Annotated in this window: 19 protein-coding genes and 1 riboswitch; of the genes, 6 read left to right on the top strand and 13 right to left on the bottom strand. The window is 63.5% G+C overall.

Features of this window, described 5'->3' with window-relative positions:
- Nucleotides 1-36 precede the first annotated feature (36 nt).
- The 4 genes from AC0L2X_RS00980 to dhaL all read left to right on the top strand — a co-directional run bounded on the left by AC0L2X_RS00980 (nt 37) and on the right by dhaL (nt 4883).
- A complete protein-coding gene (locus tag AC0L2X_RS00980; protein WP_473553103.1) occupies nt 37-2346 on the top strand; it encodes a xanthine dehydrogenase family protein molybdopterin-binding subunit in 2310 nt (769 codons plus the stop codon).
- 116 nt (nt 2347-2462) lie between these two features.
- Nucleotides 2463-2609, top strand: a riboswitch (FMN riboswitch).
- 77 nt (nt 2610-2686) lie between these two features.
- The gene (locus AC0L2X_RS00975) at nt 2687-3160 is read left to right on the top strand and encodes a 6,7-dimethyl-8-ribityllumazine synthase (protein WP_473553100.1); all 474 of its coding nucleotides are present in this window, start codon (nt 2687-2689) and stop codon (nt 3158-3160) included.
- 67 nt (nt 3161-3227) lie between these two features.
- Nucleotides 3228-4235, top strand: a complete 1008-nt coding sequence (locus AC0L2X_RS00970; protein WP_473553098.1) for a dihydroxyacetone kinase subunit DhaK — start codon at nt 3228-3230, stop codon at nt 4233-4235.
- A gap of 9 nt (nt 4236-4244) precedes the next feature.
- Entirely contained in the window at nt 4245-4883 is a 639-nt protein-coding gene (gene dhaL, locus AC0L2X_RS00965; protein ID WP_473553096.1) for a dihydroxyacetone kinase subunit DhaL, read from the top strand.
- On the opposite strand, the gene derI is transcribed toward dhaL, so the two are convergent.
- The 3 genes from derI to AC0L2X_RS00950 are packed head-to-tail and all read right to left on the bottom strand — an operon-like array spanning nt 4880 to nt 6883.
- Nucleotides 4880-5323, bottom strand: coding sequence for a D-erythrulose-4-phosphate isomerase (gene derI, locus AC0L2X_RS00960; protein WP_473553094.1), 444 nt, complete (start codon nt 5321-5323; stop codon nt 4880-4882). The genes dhaL and derI overlap by 4 nt on opposite strands.
- A gap of 26 nt (nt 5324-5349) precedes the next feature.
- Nucleotides 5350-6108: a triose-phosphate isomerase gene (locus AC0L2X_RS00955; RefSeq protein WP_473553092.1), complete on the bottom strand. Its 759-nt coding sequence runs from the start codon at nt 6106-6108 to the stop codon at nt 5350-5352.
- A gap of 10 nt (nt 6109-6118) precedes the next feature.
- Complete coding sequence (locus AC0L2X_RS00950) at nt 6119-6883, bottom strand: DeoR/GlpR family DNA-binding transcription regulator (protein ID WP_352489466.1); 765 nt, start codon at nt 6881-6883, stop codon at nt 6119-6121.
- Nucleotides 6884-7136: 253 nt separating this feature from the next.
- Between AC0L2X_RS00950 and fba the strand changes: the two genes are divergently transcribed.
- The gene (fba, locus tag AC0L2X_RS00945) at nt 7137-8201 is read left to right on the top strand and encodes a class II fructose-bisphosphate aldolase (protein WP_352489465.1); all 1065 of its coding nucleotides are present in this window, start codon (nt 7137-7139) and stop codon (nt 8199-8201) included.
- A gap of 35 nt (nt 8202-8236) precedes the next feature.
- Here fba and AC0L2X_RS00940 read toward each other — a convergent pair whose 3' ends face one another.
- From AC0L2X_RS00940 to AC0L2X_RS00895, 10 genes are all read right to left on the bottom strand, one after another.
- Nucleotides 8237-9181: a sugar phosphate isomerase/epimerase family protein gene (locus tag AC0L2X_RS00940; RefSeq protein WP_473553668.1), complete on the bottom strand. Its 945-nt coding sequence runs from the start codon at nt 9179-9181 to the stop codon at nt 8237-8239.
- The gene (locus tag AC0L2X_RS00935; RefSeq protein ID WP_473553090.1) at nt 9181-10698 is read right to left on the bottom strand and encodes a glycerol-3-phosphate dehydrogenase; all 1518 of its coding nucleotides are present in this window, start codon (nt 10696-10698) and stop codon (nt 9181-9183) included. The genes AC0L2X_RS00940 and AC0L2X_RS00935 overlap by 1 nt, the downstream gene beginning before the upstream one ends.
- Before the next feature lie 19 nt (nt 10699-10717).
- A complete protein-coding gene (locus tag AC0L2X_RS00930) occupies nt 10718-11758 on the bottom strand; it encodes a 2-hydroxyacid dehydrogenase (RefSeq protein ID WP_473553089.1) in 1041 nt (346 codons plus the stop codon).
- A 7-nt stretch (nt 11759-11765) separates the two neighbouring features.
- Nucleotides 11766-13328, bottom strand: coding sequence for an FGGY-family carbohydrate kinase (locus AC0L2X_RS00925; protein ID WP_352489462.1), 1563 nt, complete (start codon nt 13326-13328; stop codon nt 11766-11768).
- On the bottom strand, nt 13328-14452 hold the full coding sequence (locus tag AC0L2X_RS00920; RefSeq protein ID WP_473553086.1) for an ABC transporter ATP-binding protein: 1125 nt from the start codon (nt 14450-14452) through the stop codon (nt 13328-13330). Before AC0L2X_RS00920 ends, AC0L2X_RS00925 begins: the two co-directional genes overlap by 1 nt.
- A complete protein-coding gene (locus AC0L2X_RS00915; RefSeq protein WP_473553084.1) occupies nt 14449-15567 on the bottom strand; it encodes an ABC transporter ATP-binding protein in 1119 nt (372 codons plus the stop codon). The genes AC0L2X_RS00920 and AC0L2X_RS00915 overlap by 4 nt, the downstream gene beginning before the upstream one ends.
- Before the next feature lie 4 nt (nt 15568-15571).
- Nucleotides 15572-16429, bottom strand: a complete 858-nt coding sequence (locus tag AC0L2X_RS00910; RefSeq protein WP_023676025.1) for a carbohydrate ABC transporter permease — start codon at nt 16427-16429, stop codon at nt 15572-15574.
- A 9-nt stretch (nt 16430-16438) separates the two neighbouring features.
- Complete coding sequence (locus AC0L2X_RS00905; RefSeq protein ID WP_292653833.1) at nt 16439-17362, bottom strand: carbohydrate ABC transporter permease; 924 nt, start codon at nt 17360-17362, stop codon at nt 16439-16441.
- A 152-nt stretch (nt 17363-17514) separates the two neighbouring features.
- On the bottom strand, nt 17515-18960 hold the full coding sequence (locus AC0L2X_RS00900; RefSeq protein ID WP_473553081.1) for an ABC transporter substrate-binding protein: 1446 nt from the start codon (nt 18958-18960) through the stop codon (nt 17515-17517).
- 44 nt (nt 18961-19004) lie between these two features.
- Nucleotides 19005-19979 carry a sugar-binding transcriptional regulator gene (locus AC0L2X_RS00895; RefSeq protein WP_023676028.1) on the bottom strand — a complete coding sequence of 325 codons (975 nt, stop codon included), beginning with the start codon at nt 19977-19979 and terminating at the stop codon, nt 19005-19007.
- Between the two features lie 227 nt (nt 19980-20206).
- On the opposite strand from AC0L2X_RS00895, the gene AC0L2X_RS00890 reads away from it, so the two are divergent.
- The gene (locus AC0L2X_RS00890; RefSeq protein WP_352489458.1) at nt 20207-21250 is read left to right on the top strand and encodes a LacI family DNA-binding transcriptional regulator; all 1044 of its coding nucleotides are present in this window, start codon (nt 20207-20209) and stop codon (nt 21248-21250) included.
- Nucleotides 21251-21278: the final 28 nt, after the last annotated feature.

Here is a 21278-nt window from a genome sequence, read left to right as displayed (position 1 = left end):
GCTTCCGAACTCCAAATGAAAATCTTTAGGTGACTTATGAACGAGACCATACCCGGACTGCCCGGCTCCGCCACCCATTCAAGGGTGAAACCTCGTCCCGATGCTGGCATCATCGGGAGGCCGATCGACCGCATCGACGGTCCGCTCAAAGTGACGGGCGGCGCCACATATGCTTACGAGAATGAGCTGGATGGTACAGCCTATGGCTACATTCTCGGCGCCTCCGTCGCCAAGGGCCGCATCGCCGAGATCGACACGACCGAAGCCGAACGGGCGCCGGCGGTGTTGCTCGTCATGACGCACCGCAATGCGCCGGCCCAGCCGGATTTCGGCCCATCGATCACGCCGACGGTGCCGGAGGTCTTTACCCGCGCCCGGCCCGCGCTCAACAGCGATCGGGTGCGGTATTACGACGAGCCCGTCGCGCTGATCGTTGCGGAGACGTTCGAGGCGGCACGCGCTGCTGCCGGCCTCATCAGAGTACGCTACGACGAGGAGCCGGGCCTCTACGATCTAACGGGCCATCAGGCCGACGCCTATGCACCAAAGCGGACAAATGCCGGCTTCGAGACCGACAGCGCGGTAGGCGACTTCGAGAGCGCCTTTGCGGCCGCCCCGGTCAAGATCGATGCCACTTACCGGACCCCCTTCGAACATCACAATCCGATGGAGCCGCATGCGACGCTTGCTGCCTGGTCAGGCAACGAGTTGACGATCCATACATCGGCGCAAACTCTCGCGAACTTCCGGGCCGGGGTCGCCAGCACGCTTCGCATCCCGCCCGAGCGAGTGCGCATCGTGAGCCCCTTCATCGGCGGAGGCTTCGGCTCCAAGCTGATTGCCCATGTCGATACGATCCTGGCCGCGCTTGCAGCACAGGTGCTGCAGCGCCCCGTGAAGATCGCGCTGACGCGACAACAGATGTTCGCCAATGCCGGTCACCGCGCAGAGATGATCCAACAGGTACGTCTCGGCGCGGACACCGACGGGCGGCTCACCGGGATCGCGCACGATGTCTGGTCAGCAACGTCCAGCTTCGAGGAGTACTGCGAACAAACGGCAGTTTTTGCGCGCTCGCTCTATGCGGCGCCGAACCGTCTCACCCGCCATCGCCTGGTTCCGCTGGACATCAACCGCGGCGAATGGATGCGCTCGCCCGGCGAAGCGCCCGGCATGCTGGCTTTCGAATGCGCAATCGATGAACTCGCCGAGCGGGTCGGCCTGGACCCGATCGAACTCAGGATCCGCAACGAACCGGCACAGGATCCCGAGCGCGGCGTGCCGTTCTCCACCCGCAATCTCGTCGCCTGCATGGAGGAAGGCGCCCGCCGTTTCGGTTGGAAGCGGAGAAACCCGACACCGGGCCGAACCGGGGAGGGCCGCAAGCTCATCGGCTACGGCATGGCGGCGGCGATCCGTCCGAACTACATCGGCGCGGCGACGGCGCGCGTTGCGATCGACCGGGAGGCTCGGGTTACGGCGCGGCTCGACATGACCGATATTGGGACCGGCACCTATACGATCCTGACCCAGATTGCCGCCGAGAGCCTCGGTCTGCCGATCTCGTCCGTCAAGGTGGAGCTCGGCGACAGCCGCTTCCCGCGCACCGCCGGCTCCGGCGGGTCCTGGGGCGCAGCAAGCGCGGGTTCGGCCTTGTATAATGCGTGCAACGCCCTCAAGGAACGGATCCTGGAGGCGGCGCAGTCGAGCGAAGCCTCGCCGTTGCGCGGCGCGAACACCACCGAGGCAAGCTTTACCGACAGCGCGGTCAGGATCGGCCAGCGGTCGGCGAGCCTGGCCGATCTCATCCGAGGGATCGCTCCCGACGGGTTCGAGGCCGAAGGCTCCGTAGCCGCGGGCGCCACCACCCAGTCATACAAGACTTATTCGCAGCATTCCTATGGCGCGCATTTCGCAGAGGTCGCTGTCGATTGCGATACCGGTGAAATCCGCATGCGCCGGATGCTGGCTGTGATCGGCGCGGGCCGTATCCTCAACGCCAAGACCGCGCGCTCGCAGATCATCGGCGGCATGACCTGGGGGATCGGTGCAGCGCTGATGGAGCAGACGGTGCTCGATCCGCGCTATGGCCACTTCGTCAATCACGATCTTGCCGAGTATCATGTGCCGGTCAATGGCGACGTCCCCGCGATGGAGGTCGTCTTCCTCGAGGAAGACGACGACAAGGCCAACCCGCTTGGCGCAAAGGGTCTCGGCGAACTCGGCGTGTGCGGTGCGGGGGCTGCTGTCGCCAACGCCATCTACAACGCGACCGGCGCGCGAGTGCGTGAATTTCCCATCACCTTGGACAAGGTGCTGCCTGCCTTGCCCGTGATCGCTATTTGATGCTCTCTTCCCTCGCCCGCAACGGTGACCAGGTCGGAACGGATGGCTATTTCTGCGCAATCCGCGACGATGCCGGTGGTTGACAGCACTATCGGGCCCTTCCATACAAACGCCGTCAATGTTCTCAGGGCGGGGTGAAAGTCCCCACCGGCGGTAAGGGTCTCGGCCCAAGCCCGCGAGCGCTTTCCGGTTAGCCGGAGGGGTCAGCAGATCCGGTGCGATTCCGGAGCCGACGGTCACAGTCCGGATGGAAGAGAACGAAATGGAAGACGGTCCGCTTTCGCGGTTCGGACTCCGTATCGTGCGTCCTGATTCTGGTTCGAAACGGAAGGATGGACCCATGAATCAGCATTCCCACAACGACTATGAAACGATCCGCGTCGCCGTCATTCGGGCGCGCTGGCACGCCGATATCGTCGACCAATGCGTTGAAGCATTCGAGGCGGAACTGGCGGTTCTCGGAGAGAAACGCTTTGCCGTCGATGTCTTCGATGTTCCCGGCGCCTATGAGATTCCCCTGCATGCAAAGACGCTTGCCGAAACCGGCCGCTATGCCGCTATCCTCGGCGTGGCATTTGTCGTCAATGGCGGCATCTACCGGCACGAGTTTGTGGCAAGCGCGGTCCTCGACGGCATGATGAACGTGCAACTGTCGACTGGTGTGCCGGTGCTTTCGGCGGTGCTGACGCCGCACAACTACCATGACAGCGCGGACCATCACCGCTTCTTCTTCGAGCATTTCAGGGTCAAGGGCAAAGAGGCGGCCAATGCCTGCGTGCAACTGCTGGCGGCACGCGAACACATCGCGGCGTGAAACCTCCACCCGCCGGGTGGAAATCCCGGTAAGGCGCTGTAGTATCTCACGAAACAGGAGGATGCCGGTGCAGACCAAGAAGATCATCAATGACGGCAACCGCACTGTCGACGAGATGCTGGAGGGCATTCTGGCCGCGCATCCGCGCCATCTCGGACGTGCGGACGGAAGCCCCCGCTCCATCATCGCCCGCGACGGCCCACGCCCCGGCAAGGTCGGCCTTGTCATCGGCGGCGGCTCGGGTCATGAGCCGACCTTCCTCGGCTTCGTCGGCAAGGGGCTGGCCGACGCCGCGGCGATTGGCAACGTCTTCGCCTCGCCCCCGCCGGACCCGATCCTCGAATGCGCCAAGGCGGCCAGCGGTGGCGCCGGCGTGCTGTTCATGTACGGCAACTATGCCGGCGACGTGATGAACTTCGACATGGCCGCCGAAATGGCGGCAATGGACGACATCGAGGTGCGCACCGTGCTGACCACCGACGATGTCGCCTCGGCGCCGCGCGACCAGAGGCAGAAGCGGCGCGGCGTCGCCGGCAATTTCTTCATATTCAAGGCCGCCGGTGCCGCATGCGACCAGATGCTGTCATTCGACGAGTGCGAGCGTATCGCCAGGAAGGCCAACGATCACACCTTCACCATGGGCGTGGCGCTGTCGCCCTGCTCGCTGCCGCAGACCCGCCGGCCGAATTTCGAGATCGGTCCGGACGAGATGGAGATCGGCATGGGCATTCACGGCGAGCCGGGCATCGCGCGCGGAAAACTGAAAACAGCCGACGAGATCACCGATGAGATGCTGGACAAAATCCTCGACGAGATGGCGCCGGCACGCGGCGACAAGGTCGCGGTGCTGGTCAACTCGCTCGGCTCGACGCCGCTGATGGAACTCTACATCATGAACCGGCGGGTCAAGCAGAGGCTCGACGATATCGGCGTTTCCGTCCACGCGACCTGGGTCGGCAATTACTGCACCTCGCTCGAAATGGCCGGCGCCTCGGTGACGCTGATGCATCTCGACGGCGAGTTGCAGGCGATGCTCGACCATCCCTGCGACTGCGCCATGTTCCGTGCCGGCTGAGAGGGCGTCATGACCTCGATCGACACAGCCGGGTTGAAAAGAATGTTCGATGCGATCGCGGCGGCGATCGACGCCGACAAGGACCGGCTCTGCCGGCTCGACGGCGTCATCGGCGACGCCGACCATGGCATCGCCATGGCACTAGGCTTCACTGCTGCGCGCGATGCACTGGCGCAACTCGACCTCGCGGCGACCGAGCCGACGGCGCTGCTCAACACCGCGGCTAAATCCTTCCTCAACGCCGTCGGCGCCTCGTCAGGCCCGCTCTATGCGACGGCCTTCATGCGCGGTGCCGTCGCCGTCAAAGGCAAGGCAATTCTAGAGGACGCAGACGTCGTCGCCATGTTCCGGGCGATGGCGCAAGGCATCCAGGATCGCGGCAAGGCCGAGCTCGGCGAAAAGACCATGGTCGACGCCTGGCTGCCGGCGGCGCAAGCAGCTTGTGCCGCGCAGGAAGCCGGCAAGAGCCTGTCCGAGAGCCTGGATGCTGCACTTGCAGCGGCCGAACGAGGTGCCGAGGCGACCAAGGACATGATCGCCGCCAAGGGCCGCTCATCGCGGCTCGGCGAGCGCTCGCTCGGGCATATGGACCCCGGCGCCGCGTCGGCCGTGACGATCATCAGGGCGATGTGGAACAGTCTGGTCTAACCCCGTTTCGCCGCGTCGAGCCTGTCGATCGCCTGGACATTGCCGGCCGATGGTCCCTTCTCATCGAATTCCGATGCGAGCCAGGCGTCGACGATCGACTTGGCCAGTTCCGGGCCGATGACGCGCGCGCCCATGGTGATGATCTGGGCGTTGTTGGATTTTGCCGCGCGCTCGGCCGAATAGGTGTCGTGGGTGAGTGCAGCGCGAATGCCGGGCACCTTGTTGGCGGATATGGATACACCGATGCCGGTGCCGCAAAACAGGATGCCGCGATCGTTCTCGCCGTCCAGGATAGTCTGCGCGAGCTTCTGCGACAGGTCGGCATAGTAGCCCGCCTGGCTGAGATCGCTGACCGTGAGGCCGGGCTTGGCGGCGAGGTGAGCGGCAATGACGTCGAGCAGCGGCTTGCCGGCGCTGTCGGCTCCAATAGCTATTTTCATGTTCGGTTTCCTTCCTGTTCGATGCTTCAGATCGCCGCCGAGGCGCGCTTGAGGATGTCGATATAGCCGTCCGCTTGCCAGGCCGAGCGGCCGATGAACAAGCCGTCGATATTGGGCTGGCCGACCAGTTCGGCGGCATTTTGCGGATTGACGCTGCCGCCATAAAGCACCGGCGGCACCACCGGCAGCAGGTCGCGGGCGATTTTCTTGATCAGCGCCTGCTGCCTGTCGGCATAGTCCGAACTGGCCGGCACGCCCTTGTCGCCGATCGCCCAGACCGGCTCATAGGCAAACAGGATCGTCGCCGCCTTCGCCGCGCCTTCGAGAAACTGCAGCGCGCCGTGCACCTGCAGGGCCAGCACCGCAGCGGCCTGCCCGCTGTCGCGCTGTGCCAGGGTCTCGCCGACACAGATCAGCGGCACCAAGCCGTGCTTCACCGCGGCCGCAGTCTTCAGCCCGACAGCCTTGTCGGTCTCGCCGAAATGCTCGCGCCGTTCGCTGTGGCCCAACTCTACCATATCAAGTTCGCAGTCTTTCAGCATTACCGGCGAGATCTCGCCGGTCCAGGCGCCGGCGTCGGCCCAATGCATGTTCTGCGCGCCGACCTTGATGCGCGTCGGCGACAGCGCTTTCTTGACCTCGCGGATCACCGTGAAGGGCGGGATGACGAAAGGTTGGACGCGTTCGTCGAAACCGGGCACGAATGTGTCCAATGCCTTGGCGAAAGCCATCGCCTCGGCGAGCGTCTTGTTCATTTTCCAGCTGGTGCCGACCCAATAAACCATACGTGCCCTCCTACTCTGCGATCACCGTCAGCGAAACGCCGGCACCATCCAGCGCGGCGCGCATCTGCGGTTGCGGCTCGCGGCCGGTGAATACCGTGTCAAAGGCCTTGAGATCGGTCAGGAAGTGCAAGGCAGTGCGGCCGAATTTCCCATGATCGACCAGCAGATATTTGCGCGCCGCTGCGGCCATCATCAAACGTTTGGTCTGGACCACTTCCTGATCCTGATGGAAAGCAGAGGCACCATGGACGGCCGACGACGACAGGAAGGCGACATCGGCGCGCAATGATTTCAGCGTGTCTTCGGCGAGCAGGCCGAAGAAACCGTGAAACTTCTTGCTGTATTGGCCGCCAAGCGCAATCAGGTTGATGCCGGCAACGCCCGCCAAATCCTGGATGACGGCCAGATTGTTCGAGATCACCGTCAGCGGACGCAGATCGGCAAGGTGCCGAACAACGCCGCCCGCGGTCGAGCCGTCGTCGATGATCACCGTCTGGCCCGGTTCGATCATCGTCACGGCAGCGGCGGCGATGCGCTTCTTCTCGTCGCCGGCCAGCCGCTGGCGATAGCGGAAATCGCTCTCGAAAAGGCTGCTCGGCTGGATCGAGGCGCCGCCGCGCACCTTGCGCAGAAAACCGCTTTCCTCGAGCTCGTCGAGGTCGCGGTGGACAGTCATCTTCGACACGCCGAAGCGCGAAGCAAGATCGTCGACACTGGCGGTGCCGGTGTCGATCAGAAAATCCATGATGCCTTGCCGACGGCCGTCGCTCTTCATTCCCGCGGCTTTCCCGTGCAACCCGGTTCCGATATAACAGCAAACGTCGTACAAGCCACCACATTTTTTGTGATAATGTTAAATCTCTATGGGATATCATGACGCTTCCGGTCGCGTGCTGTAACAAGAATTGCTGCCGTCCGAGCGCCCAGCGGTTGCGGTGCCGCGGAAATCCGGCCAGAAGCATCAGGGGCTCGACGACAACCGACTGCCCGCAAACACTGGCTCGAAACCGGATACGGGAGACTACCGAGTGGCTCGCATCACACTGAGACAATTGCTCGATCATGCCGCCGAATACAGCTATGGCGTGCCTGCCTTCAACATGAACAATATGGAACAGGGCCTCGCCATCATGGAGGCAGCCGAGGAGACCAAATCGCCGGTTATCCTGCAGGCGAGCCGCGGCGCGCGAGCCTACGCCAACGACGTGGTGCTGGCCAAGCTGATCGACGCGCTGGTCGAAATCCATCCCGATATCCCGGTCTGCATGCATCTCGACCATGGCAACAACGAAGCGACCTGCGTCACCGCGATCCAGCACGGCTTCACCTCTGTGATGATGGACGGATCGCTGAAGGAAGACGGCAAGACGCCGGCCGACTACGCCTATAATTCCGGCATCACCCGCCGCGTCGTCGACATGGCGCATTGGGGCGGCGTCTCGGTGGAAGGCGAGATCGGCGTTCTCGGATCGCTGGAGATGGGCGGCGGCGAACAGGAAGACGGCCATGGCGTCGAGGGCGTCATCAGCCACGACCAGCTGCTGACCGACCCGGTGCAGGCCGAACAATTCGTGCGCGACACCCGTGTCGATGCGCTGGCCGTCGCCATGGGCACCAGCCACGGCGCCTACAAGTTCAGCCGCAAGCCGGATGGCGCCGTGCTGGCCATGAACGTCATCGAGGAAATCCACCGCCGCTTGCCGAGCATGCATCTCGTCATGCACGGCTCGTCCTCGGTGCCGGAAGAGCTGCAGGAGATCATCAACAAATATGGCGGCCAGATGAAGCCGACATGGGGCGTGCCGGTCGAGGAGATCCAGCGCGGCATCAAGCATGGCGTGCGCAAGATCAATATCGATACCGACAACCGCATGGCGCTGACCGGCGCGATCCGCAAGGTGCTGACCGAGAACCCGAGCGAATTCGATCCGCGCAAATATCTGACGCCGGCAATGGCCGCCATGCGGAAGCTGTGCAAGGAACGCTTCGAGCAATTCGGCACCGCCGGCAACGCACCGAAGATCAAGCCGCTGCCGCTGTCGGAAATGGCCAAGCGCTACAAGTCCGGCAGCCTCGACCCGAAATTCGGCTGACGTTCTGGATGAGCAGGAGCCGCGTCGGCTCCTGTTCATCCACCAGGCCGCGGCAGAATTGCGGCCCTGCCGGTCTCGATAAATGGCGCCCAGTAGTCGACCGACTCGCGGATCATGGCGACGACCTGGTGGTCGACCGGCTCGCGCTCGCGGAACGACAATTCGAGGCAGATCTCGTTGTCGACGCCGCCGCCACGGCGAACCGTCGCCAGCAGCTTTTCCGGCGTGATGCGGCCGTCCTTGTTGTGGGCGGCAATGAACGGCCAATGGCCACCCTTGTTCATCGACGACTGCTTGACGTGGATGATCGGCGACTGCCGGGGAAAGGCTTCGGCCCAGGCATAAGGATCGATGTCGGCCGGATTGCTCGAGGTCACGTCGCCATGGTCGATGTCGACCATCATCTTGAGCGGCATCGCCATGCCGGCGGCATCGATCTCGCGCTGCAGTGCCCGGCAGCTCTCGATCGTATGGCCGAACTCGCGGCCGACCGACATCGGCTCCCAGAACAGGTAGGTCAAGCCGGCTGCTTTGGCATGCTCGGCGACCTCGCGCCAGCATTGCAGCGCGATGTCGAAAAGCCGCGCGCGACGTTCAGGATCGTCGTAATCCCGATGGGTGAAGATCGCGAATTGCGTGCCCATGCCGGCAGCGCCGAACTCAGCCGAAATTTCGGCAAAGGTCTTGAACCAGTCGACGTAGTAGCGCCGCACGTCGGCATCCGGATGGCCGAAATGATTGAGCCGGCCGTAAGGGCCGGTCATCGCGGAGGTCACGCGCACACCGGTGCGGTTGAGCGCGGAGCGGAATAGGCGGACGAATTTCGCGATCGTCGCCGCCGGCCAGCCGGGATTGACGAATTCATGCGTGAGCTGCACGTCCCTGATACCGATCTGGTAGGCGATCGCGTCGATCAGGTCGTCCGGCTCGGCAAAGCGGTTGACCAGCGGATTGGTGTTGAGCGAAAGCGTGAAGGCCATCAGCCGGCCTTTGCCAGCCGGCTCGAGCACCAGTCCTCGAAGGCGGTTCTTTCCGCGGCGGACAGATGCAGGCCGTGCTTGGTGCGCCTGTCGAGAATATCGGCGGCGGTCTCGGCCCATTCATGCTCGAACAGGTAATTGGCTTCGCGCTCGAAAAAATCCTTGCCGAAGTGCCGGCCCAGTTCGGCGAGCGAGGTGGCCGCGCCGACCAGATCGCGCGTCCTTGTGCCGTAGAGCCTGCCGTAATGCTTGGCCAGCGATGCCGGCATCCAGGGGAATTCATGGCCGAGGTCGCCCAGAAACTGCTCGAAATCGGCATTGGCGATATCGCCGCCCGGCAGGTGCCCTTTCGAGGTCCACGGCTTGCCCATCTTCGGAATGAACGGGGCGATACGGTCGAGCGCGTGCTCGGCCAATTTGCGGAAGGTGGTGATCTTGCCGCCGAAGACCGAAAGCAGCGGCGCCTGTTCAGCCGGTGCGTCGAGTTCGAATATGTAGTCGCGGGTCACCGCGCTCGGATTGTCGGCATTGTCGTCATAGAGCGGCCTGACGCCGGAAAATGAGTAGACGACGTCGCCTCGTGCGAGCTGGCGCTTGAAGTAGCGATTGACTGCCTTGATCAGGTAATCGATCTCGCTCGCATCGGCGGTCACGTCCTCCGGCCGCCCTTCATAGGGAATGTCGGTGGTGCCGATCAGCGCGAGGTCGTTCTGATAGGGATTGATGAAGATCACCCGCTTGTCGCTGTTCTGAACGAGATAGGCCTGCCGCCCTTCCCAGAATTTCGGCACGACGATGTGGCTGCCCTTGACCAGGCGCACGTTGCGCCTGGAGTTCTGGCCAGCGACGCGGTTGATGACGTCATTGACCCAAGGACCGGCGGCATTGATCAGCGCCCGTGCCCGGACTGTGGTCCTAACGCCGGTTCGACCGTCGCGCATCTCCACCGACCACAGGCCGTTTTCGCGACGGGCGGCTATGCTGGCGGTGCGGGTGAATATCCTGGCTCCACGCTCGGCGGCGTCGAGCGCGTTGATGACGACCAGGCGGGCGTCGTCGACCCAGCAGTCGGAATATTCGAAGCCGCGCTTGAAGGCGTCCTTGATCGGCGCGCCTTCGGGTGCGGTGCGCAGGTCGAGCGTACGCGTGGCCGGCAGCCGCTTGCGGCCGCCAAGGTGGTCGTAGAGGAACAGGCCGAGCCGGACTAGCCAGGCCGGCCGGTCGTCGGGGCTGTGCGGCAGCACGAAGCGCATCGGCCAGATGATGTGCGGCGCGGATTCCAGCAGCACCTCGCGCTCGATCAGCGCCTCGCGCACCAGGCGGAACTCGTAATATTCGAGATAGCGCAAACCGCCATGGACGAGCTTTCCCGATCGCGAACTGGTGCCCTCGGCGAGATCATCCTTCTCGCAAAGAATGACCGACAGCCCGCGGCCTGCCGCATCGCGCGCGATGCCGGCGCCATTGACGCCGCCGCCGATGACGAAGAGGTCGACGATTTCGGTTTCACCGCTCATCTCGCTCTATGCCCTGTCGTCAGCATGGATTGACCGGAGGCAGGCCGGCGATGAAGCGGCGCACTTCCTCCGCCGCCTGCTCGGCCGCGTAGGTCACGGTGCGTACCGACGCGCCGGCGATATGCGGCGTCAGCGTCACGTTCGGCAGCTGCAACAGCGGCCAGTCGGCAGGCACTGGCTCGACGGCGAACGTCTCCAGCATAGCACTGCCGATGTGTCCCGAGACGAGCGCCTCGTAGAGCGCATCGTAGTCGACCAACGGTCCGCGCGCGGTATTGACGAAGATTACGCCGGGTTTCATCTGGGCTATGGCGTCCTTGCCGATCAGGCCGCGCGTCTCCTCGGTGACCCGGGAGTGCAGCGTGACCACATCGGAGCGCGACAAGAGATCGTCCAGCGCAACCAGCTCGACGCCGGCATTGCGGTCCTCGGCGCTCAATTGCACATAGGGATCGCAAACCAGGATGCGGCAGCCGAACGCGCGCAGCAGCCGAACCAGCCTGGTGCCGATATTGCCATAGCCGATGACGCCGACGGTCATTTCGTTGAGTTCGCGGCCGGTGCGGTCGGCGCGGTAGAGATCGCCGCGCCACTCGCCATTGCGCAAGGCTTCGTGGCCGACGCGGATCAGCCGCGTCTCGGCGAGAATGGCGCCGATGGTGAACTCGGCCACGGCGCTGGCATTGCGACCGGGCACATTGACCACCGTGATGCCATGGGCCTTGGCGGCCGCCATGTCGATGTTGATCGGCCCGCCGCGCGACACCGCAACCAGCTTGAGCGTGGGCAGGCGCTGCATCATGCTTTCGGAGAGCGGCGCAAGCTGGGTGACGAAGATTTCGGCGTCGCCGATGAAGTCCACCACCTCGTCGGGATCGCCGAAATACTCCTTGACCTTGTCCAGACCAAGCGCGGCATTGCCGAATTGCATCGGCTCGTCGGGCCAAGCGGTCTCAACGGTGCGGATGTCGATATTGTCGCCGCAGGCCGCCTCGATTTTCTCGCGAAACACTTCCGGAAGCATGAAGCGGTCGCCGATGATCGCAATCTTTTTGCGCATGCTCTTCTCAATTCACGTCGGTTTGCCTGGACGCAGCCATCGAACGCCAGACCGGCCGCAGCGCCTCATGCGCCAATGTGTAGGACGGAGCCATCGCCTCATAGGCGACGGCAAGTTTCCGGTCGCTGGGCTCGGCCGCACGGAGCAAAGGCGTGACCCATTCACTGACGCAATCGTCCATCGATGCGTACTGGCCGACGCAGACCGCAGCAATCATTGCAGCGCCCGCAGCACCAGCCTCCTCGCGCTCGCTGGTGCGAATGTCGGCGCCGACCGCAGCACCCAAGATCTTGCGCAGCGCCGGGCTCCTGGCCGCTCCGCCGGTCAGGCGGATTTCCTTGGGCAGTGGCCCCATGGCGGCGTAGCAATCGCGTGCCGCGAAAGCCAGCCCCTCGAACACCGCGCGGACCATGTCGGCATAGCCGTGCCTGGACGAAATGCCGACGAAGCCTGCCCTGGCATTGGCATCGACGAATGGCCCGCGCTCGCCTGCCTCCGAGACATAGGGCTGGTAGAGCAGAGAGCCTGGCTCGGACGACGATATCCACTGGTCGACCAGCGCGATCATCTCGCCATTGGTCCGCGTGATGCCTTGCGAGGCGAGAATGCCGGAGGCGAGGCCAAGGACCCAGTCGATATTGAGCGTTGCCGCCATGTTCGACTGCATCTGCGCAAAGACGCCCGGTGCCGGCATCGTCATCGTGTAGCCGGTTGCAGCCTCGTTGAGCAGAACCTCGTCCGGCGTTTCGGCGAGCCGCATATGCATGCCGGTGGAGCCGATGATCGAGCATCCCGGCTTGCGCTCGCGATCGAACAGGCCGGCGCCGAGCGCCGTGCAGGCGACATCGACATAGGCCAGAACGACCGGTGTGCCGGCGAGCAGGCCGGTCGCATCGGCTGCTGCCGCCGACAGCGAGGTGCTTTGCCTTGTGCCATCGACGATGGGCGGCAACAGATGCCGGAGATCGGTGACGCCGAGTACCTCGAGCACATCATCTGAATAGCCGCGCGTGCGGAAGTCGCCGAAGGTGAAGGTGCCCTCGGACGGGTCGGTGGCGCGGTGGCCGGTCAACTTGAAATAGAGCCAATCCTTGCAGTGGAACGCCGTCGCTGCATTGGCAAGCATCGCGGGCATGTGGCGCTTCATGAACACGAACTGCGATCCCTGCTGGCAGGCAGCGAGCCCGCTGCCGGTCTTTTCGAAGCGCAGCCGGTCCTCTGGCCGCGCGCGGATCTCCTCGACGACCGCGGCAGCGCGCGCGTCGAGCCACAGCCAGCCCTTGGCCACCGGCTCACCATCCTTGTCGATCAGCCAGGTACCGTCGCCCTGCCCGGTCACGGCGATGGCAATGGTCCGGCCGGCGAGATCCGGCACCTTGTCGGCAAGCTCGCGCAAGGTCGTCGCGGTATCGGCCCAGGTGCGTGTCAGGTCCTGCTCGGCGCCGCCGCCCGGCAGTGTCTCGTATTTATTGGGCAGCGCGGCGGCCGCGATCTGCCGGCCCGCCGTGTCGAAAGCGACGGATTTTATGACAGACGTGCCGGCGTCGATGCCGATCAGCACATCCTGCATCAGGCAAGCTCCGTGCCGTGCGAAATGGCATTGCCGCTCGCCTGATCGAAGACGTGCAGGTTTTTTGGATCGATGCTGATCTTGATTGGCGCGCCAAGCTCCAGGCGGGTTCGGTCATGTTCGACCAGGACCAGCGAACCGCCGGCGAAATCGGCGGCGATATGGGTCTGGTCGCCGAGCCATTGATTGGCCGAAACCGTCGCCGGCACACCATCCTTCGAGCGGCGGACCGCATAGGGCCTGACGCCGATGACGACGCGCTGCCGGTTGAGCAATTCGTCGCGAACCGGGCCGCTGAACGCATCCTTGTCGTAGTCGAGCGAAAGCCCGTCGGGCAGCTTGAGACTGATCTTGCCGGCAGCCGTGCCGACATAGGCTTCGAACACATTCATCGGCGGCTCGCCTACGAAGGTACCGGTGAACAGGTTTGCCGGCCGCTCCTTGAGCCTGTCAGGCGTGTCGAACTGCTGCAGCACCCCGCCCTCCATGACAGCGATGCGATCGGCCAGCGCATTGGCCTCGGTCTGGTCGTGCGTGACCAGGATCGCCGTCAGGCCGCGCTCCTTGATGAAATGCTTGATGCGGCCGCGCAGCACGGCGCGAAGCTGTGGCTCGAGCTGGCCCATCGGCTCGTCCAGCAGATGCAGGTCGGCCTCGCGGATCAGCGCCCGGCCGAGGCTGGCGCGCTGCTGCTGGCCGCCGGAGATCGAGCTCGGATAGCGCTCGAGAATGTCCTCGATCTCGAGCAGCTTGGCGATATTGGCAACCTTTCCATCGACCGCACTCTTCGCCAGCCTGGCGGCCTTGAGGGCGAAGGCCATGTTCTCACGCACGGTCAGCGGCGGGTAAAGCGAATAGCCCTCGAAGGCCATTGCGACGTTGCGCCTGACCGGCGGCAACGTGTGCACTTTGCGGCCGGCAACCGCGATGGTTCCGCGCGAGACCTCTTCGAAGCCTGCGATCATGCGCAATGTCGAGGTCTTGCCGCAGCCGGACGAGCCGAGCAGCGCCACGATCTCGCCCTTGGCGATTTCCATCGTCAGGTTCTTGACGGCGTGCACGCCGCGGTCGATCGGGCCGTAGAACTTGTCGACGCCCGAAATGGTGATTGCGGTCGGGCTCATGCCGCTTCTCCACTGCGCAAATTAACGACGTTTTTCGAGCCGATACGCTCGCCGCTTGCCCGATCGAATAGCACGGCGCTTTTGCTATCGACGGCGATATGCGCCCGGCCTTCGGATTGGCCCGGCGTCCCGGACGGACGCGAGACCAGGATTTCACGGCCGCGCACGGTTCGCACCAGCGTGACGATCTTCTCGTTGAGCGGCGTCTCAGCCTCGACCGTCACCGGGATGGCGCCGGGCGTGCCTTCATCGACAAAGGCCAGTGCCTCTGGCCGCAAGCCGATCACGCAGTCGCGGCCGACCGCCGCCTCATGAGCGCCGGCCAGATGGACCTGGACGTTGGACAGGCCGACATAGATGCCCTTGGCGTCCCGCGACGGCTTGACGTCCAGAAGGTTGATCGTCGGGTCGCCGAACAGCCGGGCGATCTCGACATTGGCCGGCTCGCGATAGATCTGCTCGGGCGTGCCGAGCTGTTTGACGACGCCCTGCGACATAACCGCGATGCGGTCGCCGAGCGCCATCGCTTCCTTGTAGTCCTGGGTGACGTAGATGACGGTCGCGCCACGATCGGCGAGCAGCCTTGGCAGCTCGAGGCGCATCTCGAAGCGCAATTTGGCATCGACGTTGCGCAAGGGGTCATCGAGCAGCAGCAGCGGCGGCGAGCCGACCAGCGCGCGGGCGAGCGCGGTGCGTTGCTTCTGGCCGTTGGACAGCGCGCGTGGCTTGTGGCTGAGCACATGGCCGATTTTCAACAGCTTGGCGACGCTCTCGACGCCGGTCTTTATCGTGCCTTGCGATGAGTGCTTCGCCTGCAGCGGAGTCGCTATATTGTCGAACGCGGTCATATGCGGGAACAGCGCGAAGTTCTGGAAGGCCATGCCGACGCCGCGGAACTCGGCGTCGAGATCGGTCATGTCCTCGCCGCCGATGAGGATCTTTCCCTCGTCGGGGTCGATGACGCCGGCCACCAGCCGCAGCAGCACCGTCTTGCCGGCGCCGGACGGCCCGAACAGGACCAGCGTTTCGCCGTCGGCGACGGTCAGCGACAGATTGTCGAGAACGGTCTGGCTTTTATAGCGCTTGACGATGTTTCGCAGTTCGAGGCTTGCCATCGGACTATCCTTTCACCGCGCCAAGCGACAGGCCTTCGACGAGATAGCGTTGCGCATAGAGCGCGAGCGCCAGCGTCGGCGTGATCGACAGCACGATCGCCGCCGAGATCTGGCCATACTGGATGCCCGAGGAGGTGATGAAGGCGAGCGCGCCGACCGTCACCGGCTGCTTGTCGGCCGAGGCGAGCACCAATGCAAAAACGAAATTGTTCCAGGCAAAGATGAAGGCGAGCAGACCGGCAGCGGCAATACCTGGGCCGGCGAGCGGCAGCGCGATCTTGCGGAAGGTGGCAAACCAGGAATGGCCGGCGATGCGGTAGGCGTATTCGATATCGGCGGGGATATCCTCGAAATAACCGCGCACGATCCACAGGATCAACGGCAGGCAGATCAGCTGATAGACCCAGATCAGCCCGATATAGGTGTTGGCCAGCCCGAGCTTCTGGAAATAGAGGGTGAGCGGCAGGAGCACCAGCAGCGCCGGCGCAAACCGGAACGACAGCAGCGTGAAGGCAATGTCCTCCGAGCCGCGGAATTTGTGCCGCGCAAAGGCGTAGGCCGCCGGAACGCCGAGCAGCAACGCGACGGCAACCGAGGTGACCGACAGGAAGACGGAATTCCAGAGATTGCGCATGAAGGCGATGTCGAGCGTGCCGGCTGCCGTCATCAGCTTGCCGGTGATCAAGGCAGTGTAGTTGGCGAGCGTCGGCTCGAAGACAAGCTGTGGCGGAATCCGCAGGATCGTCTCGTTGGTCTGGAAAGACATCATCAGGATCCAGACGATCGGGAACATGAAGAAGATCACGACCAGCGCCAGGGCAATGCCGCGCAGGATGCGTTCGAGAAGCGAGGTGTGTTCCACGCCAGCCTCCTATGCCTGGCCGCGGGCGCGTTCGCGCAGCCGCAGCCAGTTCTTGATGAAAATGTTCGAGAGGAAATAGGTGATCGCCCACAGGATGATCATCAGCGCCGCCGAGCGGCCGACATTGGTCGACTGGAAGAAGTTGAGATAGGCCTCGACCTGGAACACGGTCAGCGTATCGCCCGGACCGCCCTGCGTCATGGCGTAGATGATGTCGAACTGCTGGATGGAATCGAGCAGGCGGAACAAAGTCGCCGTCAGGATGTAGGGCGTCAGCATCGGCAGTGTGATGCGGAAGAAGACGAAGCTGCGTGGCACGCCATCGAGTGCTGCCGCCTCGAATGGCTGCGTCGGCAGACTGCGCAGGCCTGCAAGCAGCAGGATCATGATGAAGGGCGTGTAGACCCAGATGTCGACGAGAACGACGGTGAGCAGCGCCGTCGACGGCGACGAGGCCCAGCGGAAATCCTGCAGGCCGATCAGGCTGGCAAGATAGCTGAGCACGCCGAAACCGGGGTTGGTCATCAGCTTCCACATCAGCGCGGCGAGCGCCGGTGCCGTCATCAGCGGCATCAACAGCATGATCGAGATGAAGTTGTTCAGCGTCGAACGCTTCTGCAGCAGCATGGCGATGCCGAGACCGAGAAGCAGTTCGAGCACAACGGTGATGCCGGCGTAGAGCAGCGATATCTCCAGCGTGTTCCAGAACTTCGGGTCCGTGAAGAAGGAGATATAGTTGTCGCCCCAGTTGAACTGCCGCGCCCAGGGCTGGCTTAACCGGTAGCGCTGGAACGAATAGACCACCGATGTGAAGAACGGGATCAGGATGCCGATGCAGACCAGCAGGGCCGGCAAGCTGAGGAGATAGGGCAGCACCCGCTTGCTGATCCTGAAGCCCGACGGCCTGTTTCTTTGTATTGTTGCCGCAGTCATCGGCTGCTCCGTCATCCTGTTGCTTCGCCGTCCCGGCCGCCCAAGGGAGCAAGGCGGCCGGTCGGGCGAGCAGGCGGCACCTTTCGGGACCGCGTCGCAAACGTATCACATCTCAGAGGCTGGCCCGCGGACGGGTCAGCCTTGGCCGCGGCCTAGCCGAGCCCGGCTTCCTTGAGCTGGCTGTTGATGCTCTCGGCCAGCTTGTCGAGGCCTTCGTCGACCGGCACTTCCTTGGCCACCATCTTCTGCAGCGTCGCCGCCCATTCGGTGGTGAGATCGAAGAACAGCGGTTGCGGAGTGAACTTGATGCTGGCGCCCGGCGCCGAGACGTCGAACATTTCGACATAACCCGGATAGCTCTTGTTCAGCTTGTCACGGAACATCTGGTCGTTCCAGACCGACTGACGAACCGGATTGACGAAGTCCATCTTGGTCGCACCGAACAACGCGTGCTCGGGTCCGGATGCCCATTGCATGAAGTACCAGGTGGCGTCCTTGTCCTTCGAGAAGTTGGACATCGACAGTGACCAGATCCAGATGTTAGGCGTCGGCGCCTTGGCGGCAGGATTGGCCTTGAATGCCGAAAAGGCGAGCTTACCGGCCATCTTGTTGTCGCCGCCATTCATGAAGTAACCAAGGATGTCGGCGTCGTAAATCATCGCCGAGGCACCTGCACCGAGATCGGTGCCGACCTGGTACCAGGTGTAAGTCGACCAGTCCTTCGGGCCGCTCTCCTGGATCATCTGAACCCACTGCTTGTGGAAAGCCTTGGATTCGGCGGTGCTCATCGCGGCCGACAGCTTGCCGTCAGCCGAGACGTTCAGGTCCTTCTGGTCGAAATTGGCGTAGGCCGACAGGAAGCCCGGGTGGATCGTTGCCCAGGAGCGCGAGCCGCGCACGCCGATGCCGTAGACGCCACCGCCGACATCCTTGGTAAGTTTCGCCGCCGTAGCGACCATCTCATCCATATTGCCGGGAACGCTGACGCCGACCTTGTCGAACATGCCCTTGTTGTAAGTGATGTTGTTCTGCTCGAAGCCCCACGGAATGCACCATTGCTTGGCGTCTTCCGAACCGAGCGCGCCGCCCGGCTGGCCGTTCCAGGCGCAGGAATTCTTGACGCCTGGCAGGAAGTCGTCCCAGGCATATTTCGGGTTGGTCTTGGCCGGATCCTTGATCCATTCGTTGAGGTCGGTGATCCAGCCGGCCGGGCCGTAGGTCCAGGTCATGTAGGCGCCGGTCATGAAGGCATCGTATTCGGGCGAGCTGGCCGACAGCGCGGCGGTAACCTTGTCGAAATAGACGTCTTCGGGGAACACGTCATAGACGACTTCCATGCCGGTCAGCTTCTTGAAATTGTCGAGGTTGGCAATCATCGCATCGGCGTAAGGATGCTTGTTGAGCAACAGCTTGATGGTCTTGCCCTTGTGCGCCTGCCAGTCGAAATCAGCCGCCAGGGCGCGGGTCTGCCCGGAATTGAGCAGTGTACCGGCGGTGCTGGCGGCAAGGCCCATTGCACCGAGGCCCTTGATCAGCCCACGGCGGTCGACTTGTCCACGCAGGAATGCGTCGATGAGGTCTTTCTCTTTCTCATGCATTTCTCTTCTCCTCCACAGGGTAGTTTCAACGAAATGGTTGCCGGCTACCCGACCGGCGTCTGTTCCACGAGCGATCGCGCCGTCCGCTCGTCGGTTATCAAGCCTTTGAGATAGCGGCCCTCCAGCACTGACTTGATGGCGCGAACCTTCACCTTGCCGCCGGCGACGGCGACAATCCTGCGGTTGCTGATGTCTTCGCGCGCCAGTGCCAGCGCCCGGTCGGAAAGCGTCGTCGCAACGGCCTTTCCGGCATCGTCGAAGAAATGGCCGAGCAGTTCGCCGACACCGCCGTTGCGGCGGATCTCCTCCATCTCGCCCTTCTCGATCATACCGGTGGCGACAAGCGAGGCCTCACGCTCGGCGGTGCCGATGCCGGCGATGAGCAAGTCGGCGGACTTGGCGAGGTCGAAGACATCGCTGACGCCTTTCTGCCCGAGCAACACGGTTCGATCCTCGACCGTGTTGGCGAACATCGGTACGGGCATCACATAGGCCTCCGCACCGGTCCGTTCGGCGACGCGGTGGATGACGTCATGCGGATTGGCCGAGAACTTGCGCGTCAGGCCGCCAAGCAGCGAGACGAAACGGATCCTGCCGGCCGATATGCGCGGCAGATATTCCACGCAGGCGGCAAGCGTGCGGCCATGGCCGACGCCGATCAGCGCCTCCTCGCCGCGTTCGATCTCGCGCTTGAGAAACTGCGCGCCGGCGATGCCGAGCGCCTTGAGCGGCAGGTCTTCGGCATCGAAGTCCGGAACTACCTCGCAATAGTCGAGACCGTAACGGCCGGACAACTCGTCCTCGAGTTCCACGCATTCTGAGACTTCGCCGTCGATGTAGACTTTGACCAGGCCTTCCTGATTGGCCTTCGTGATGAGGCGATGCGCCTTGAGGCTGGTCAGGCCGAGCCGCTTGGCGACCTCCGACTGGGTCAGGCCGCCGGCATAGTGAAGCCAGGCGGCACGGGCTGCCATACCTGTCTCATCGTCGCGCAGCAGGCCGTTACCAAAACCAACCATTTCCGCCCTTTGATATTTTTATCAGTTGCTGCAAAATTTTTCACAAGGCATCGCCCGAGTCAAGCAACCGCTGCGTTTAAATCGCTGTCCGGGAGCCAGCCGGTCGGGGCCGAACAGGAGCCACGCGAACCAACCGGCAAGAAACAACACCGACCATTCGCATTTAAAACGTTTGCAATTTCGCTTGGACGCATTACAAACGTTTCAAACTTCGTTCGGGAGGAACGATGCCGGCCCGCGTTACGACCCTTAAGGAACTTGCCGCGCAGCTCGGCCTGTCGATTACCACCGTTTCGCGCGCCCTTGCCGGCCACGAGCAGATCGCCTTGAAAACGCGCCAACGTGTCACCGAGGCCGCGCGCCAGGCCGGCTATGTGCCGAACACGGCAGCCCGCACGCTGGTCTCCGGCCGCAGCGGTTTTGTCGGCATGGTGCTGCCGATCCGCGGCCCCAATCTGGTCGATTCCTTCCTCGGCGAATTCGTCACAGGGCTCGGCGAAGGGCTGGTTTCGCACGGCTCCGACCTGATCCTGGCCGCAGCGGCGCAGGGCCAGTCGGAACTTTCCGTACTTCGCCATGTCGTCGAATCCGGACGCGCCGATGGCGTCGTCGTCACCCGCATCGCAGAGGTCGACGAGCGGCTTGCCTATCTGCGTCAACGCAATTTTCCGTTCGTCGCGCATGGCCGGCTGCTCGACGGTGACTTTGCCTATCATTGGCTCGATACCGATGGCGCGCACGCATTCGGCGAGGCCTTCGACATGCTCTACGATATCGGACACCGCCATTTCGGCCTGGTGACGATTTCCGAGCCGATGACGTTTCGCCATCTCAGGCAGGATGGGCTCGCTGCCGCGATCGCCCGCCGAGGCGACCCGTCGGTCAGGCTCGATGTGGCGACGGCGCCGCGGTTCGATCGCGGTGCCCGCATCCAGGCAATCAACCGGCTGCTGCACGCCACCGAGCGGCCGACGGCCATTGTCGCGCTGTTCGACGAGCTGGCGCTGACGGTGATGCAAGAGGCTGCCCGCGCCGGCCTTGCCGTTCCTCGCGACCTTTCGGTGATCGGCTTCGACAACATAGCCGCCTCAGCCTATGCGCCGCCGGGGCTAACCACTTTCGACGCCTCGATCCGCCAGTGCGCGCGCGAGATCGGCGAGATGCTGCTGACCGTCATCGGCGACAGGCCGGACGCGCCACTGACACGGCTGGTCCGGCCGACACTTGTCTCGCGGGCAAGCCATGGCCCGGCACCCACAAGACAGAACTGACGCCCGCTTCGCGGCGCAACCCAGGGAG

Source organism: Mesorhizobium sp. WSM4828 (assembly GCF_055811175.1).
The sequence above is the reverse complement of the archived record's forward strand: the minus strand, read 5'-3'. Positions and strand labels throughout refer to the sequence as shown.

Coding starts and splice junctions, on each gene's coding strand:
- AC0L2X_RS00980 (WP_473553103.1), top strand. CDS start 37: ATGAACGAGACCATACCCGGACTGCCCGGCTCCGCCACCCATTCAAGG.
- AC0L2X_RS00975 (WP_473553100.1), top strand. CDS start 2,687: ATGAATCAGCATTCCCACAACGACTATGAAACGATCCGCGTCGCCGTC.
- dhaL (WP_473553096.1), top strand. CDS start 4,245: ATGACCTCGATCGACACAGCCGGGTTGAAAAGAATGTTCGATGCGATC.
- derI (WP_473553094.1), bottom strand. CDS start 5,323: ATGAAAATAGCTATTGGAGCCGACAGCGCCGGCAAGCCGCTGCTCGAC.
- AC0L2X_RS00955 (WP_473553092.1), bottom strand. CDS start 6,108: ATGGTTTATTGGGTCGGCACCAGCTGGAAAATGAACAAGACGCTCGCC.
- AC0L2X_RS00950 (WP_352489466.1), bottom strand. CDS start 6,883: ATGAAGAGCGACGGCCGTCGGCAAGGCATCATGGATTTTCTGATCGAC.
- AC0L2X_RS00940 (WP_473553668.1), bottom strand. CDS start 9,181: ATGGCCTTCACGCTTTCGCTCAACACCAATCCGCTGGTCAACCGCTTT.
- AC0L2X_RS00935 (WP_473553090.1), bottom strand. CDS start 10,698: ATGAGCGGTGAAACCGAAATCGTCGACCTCTTCGTCATCGGCGGCGGC.
- AC0L2X_RS00930 (WP_473553089.1), bottom strand. CDS start 11,758: ATGCGCAAAAAGATTGCGATCATCGGCGACCGCTTCATGCTTCCGGAA.
- AC0L2X_RS00925 (WP_352489462.1), bottom strand. CDS start 13,328: ATGCAGGATGTGCTGATCGGCATCGACGCCGGCACGTCTGTCATAAAA.
- AC0L2X_RS00920 (WP_473553086.1), bottom strand. CDS start 14,452: ATGAGCCCGACCGCAATCACCATTTCGGGCGTCGACAAGTTCTACGGC.
- AC0L2X_RS00915 (WP_473553084.1), bottom strand. CDS start 15,567: ATGGCAAGCCTCGAACTGCGAAACATCGTCAAGCGCTATAAAAGCCAG.
- AC0L2X_RS00905 (WP_292653833.1), bottom strand. CDS start 17,362: ATGACTGCGGCAACAATACAAAGAAACAGGCCGTCGGGCTTCAGGATC.
- AC0L2X_RS00900 (WP_473553081.1), bottom strand. CDS start 18,960: ATGCATGAGAAAGAGAAAGACCTCATCGACGCATTCCTGCGTGGACAA.
- AC0L2X_RS00895 (WP_023676028.1), bottom strand. CDS start 19,979: ATGGTTGGTTTTGGTAACGGCCTGCTGCGCGACGATGAGACAGGTATG.
- AC0L2X_RS00890 (WP_352489458.1), top strand. CDS start 20,207: ATGCCGGCCCGCGTTACGACCCTTAAGGAACTTGCCGCGCAGCTCGGC.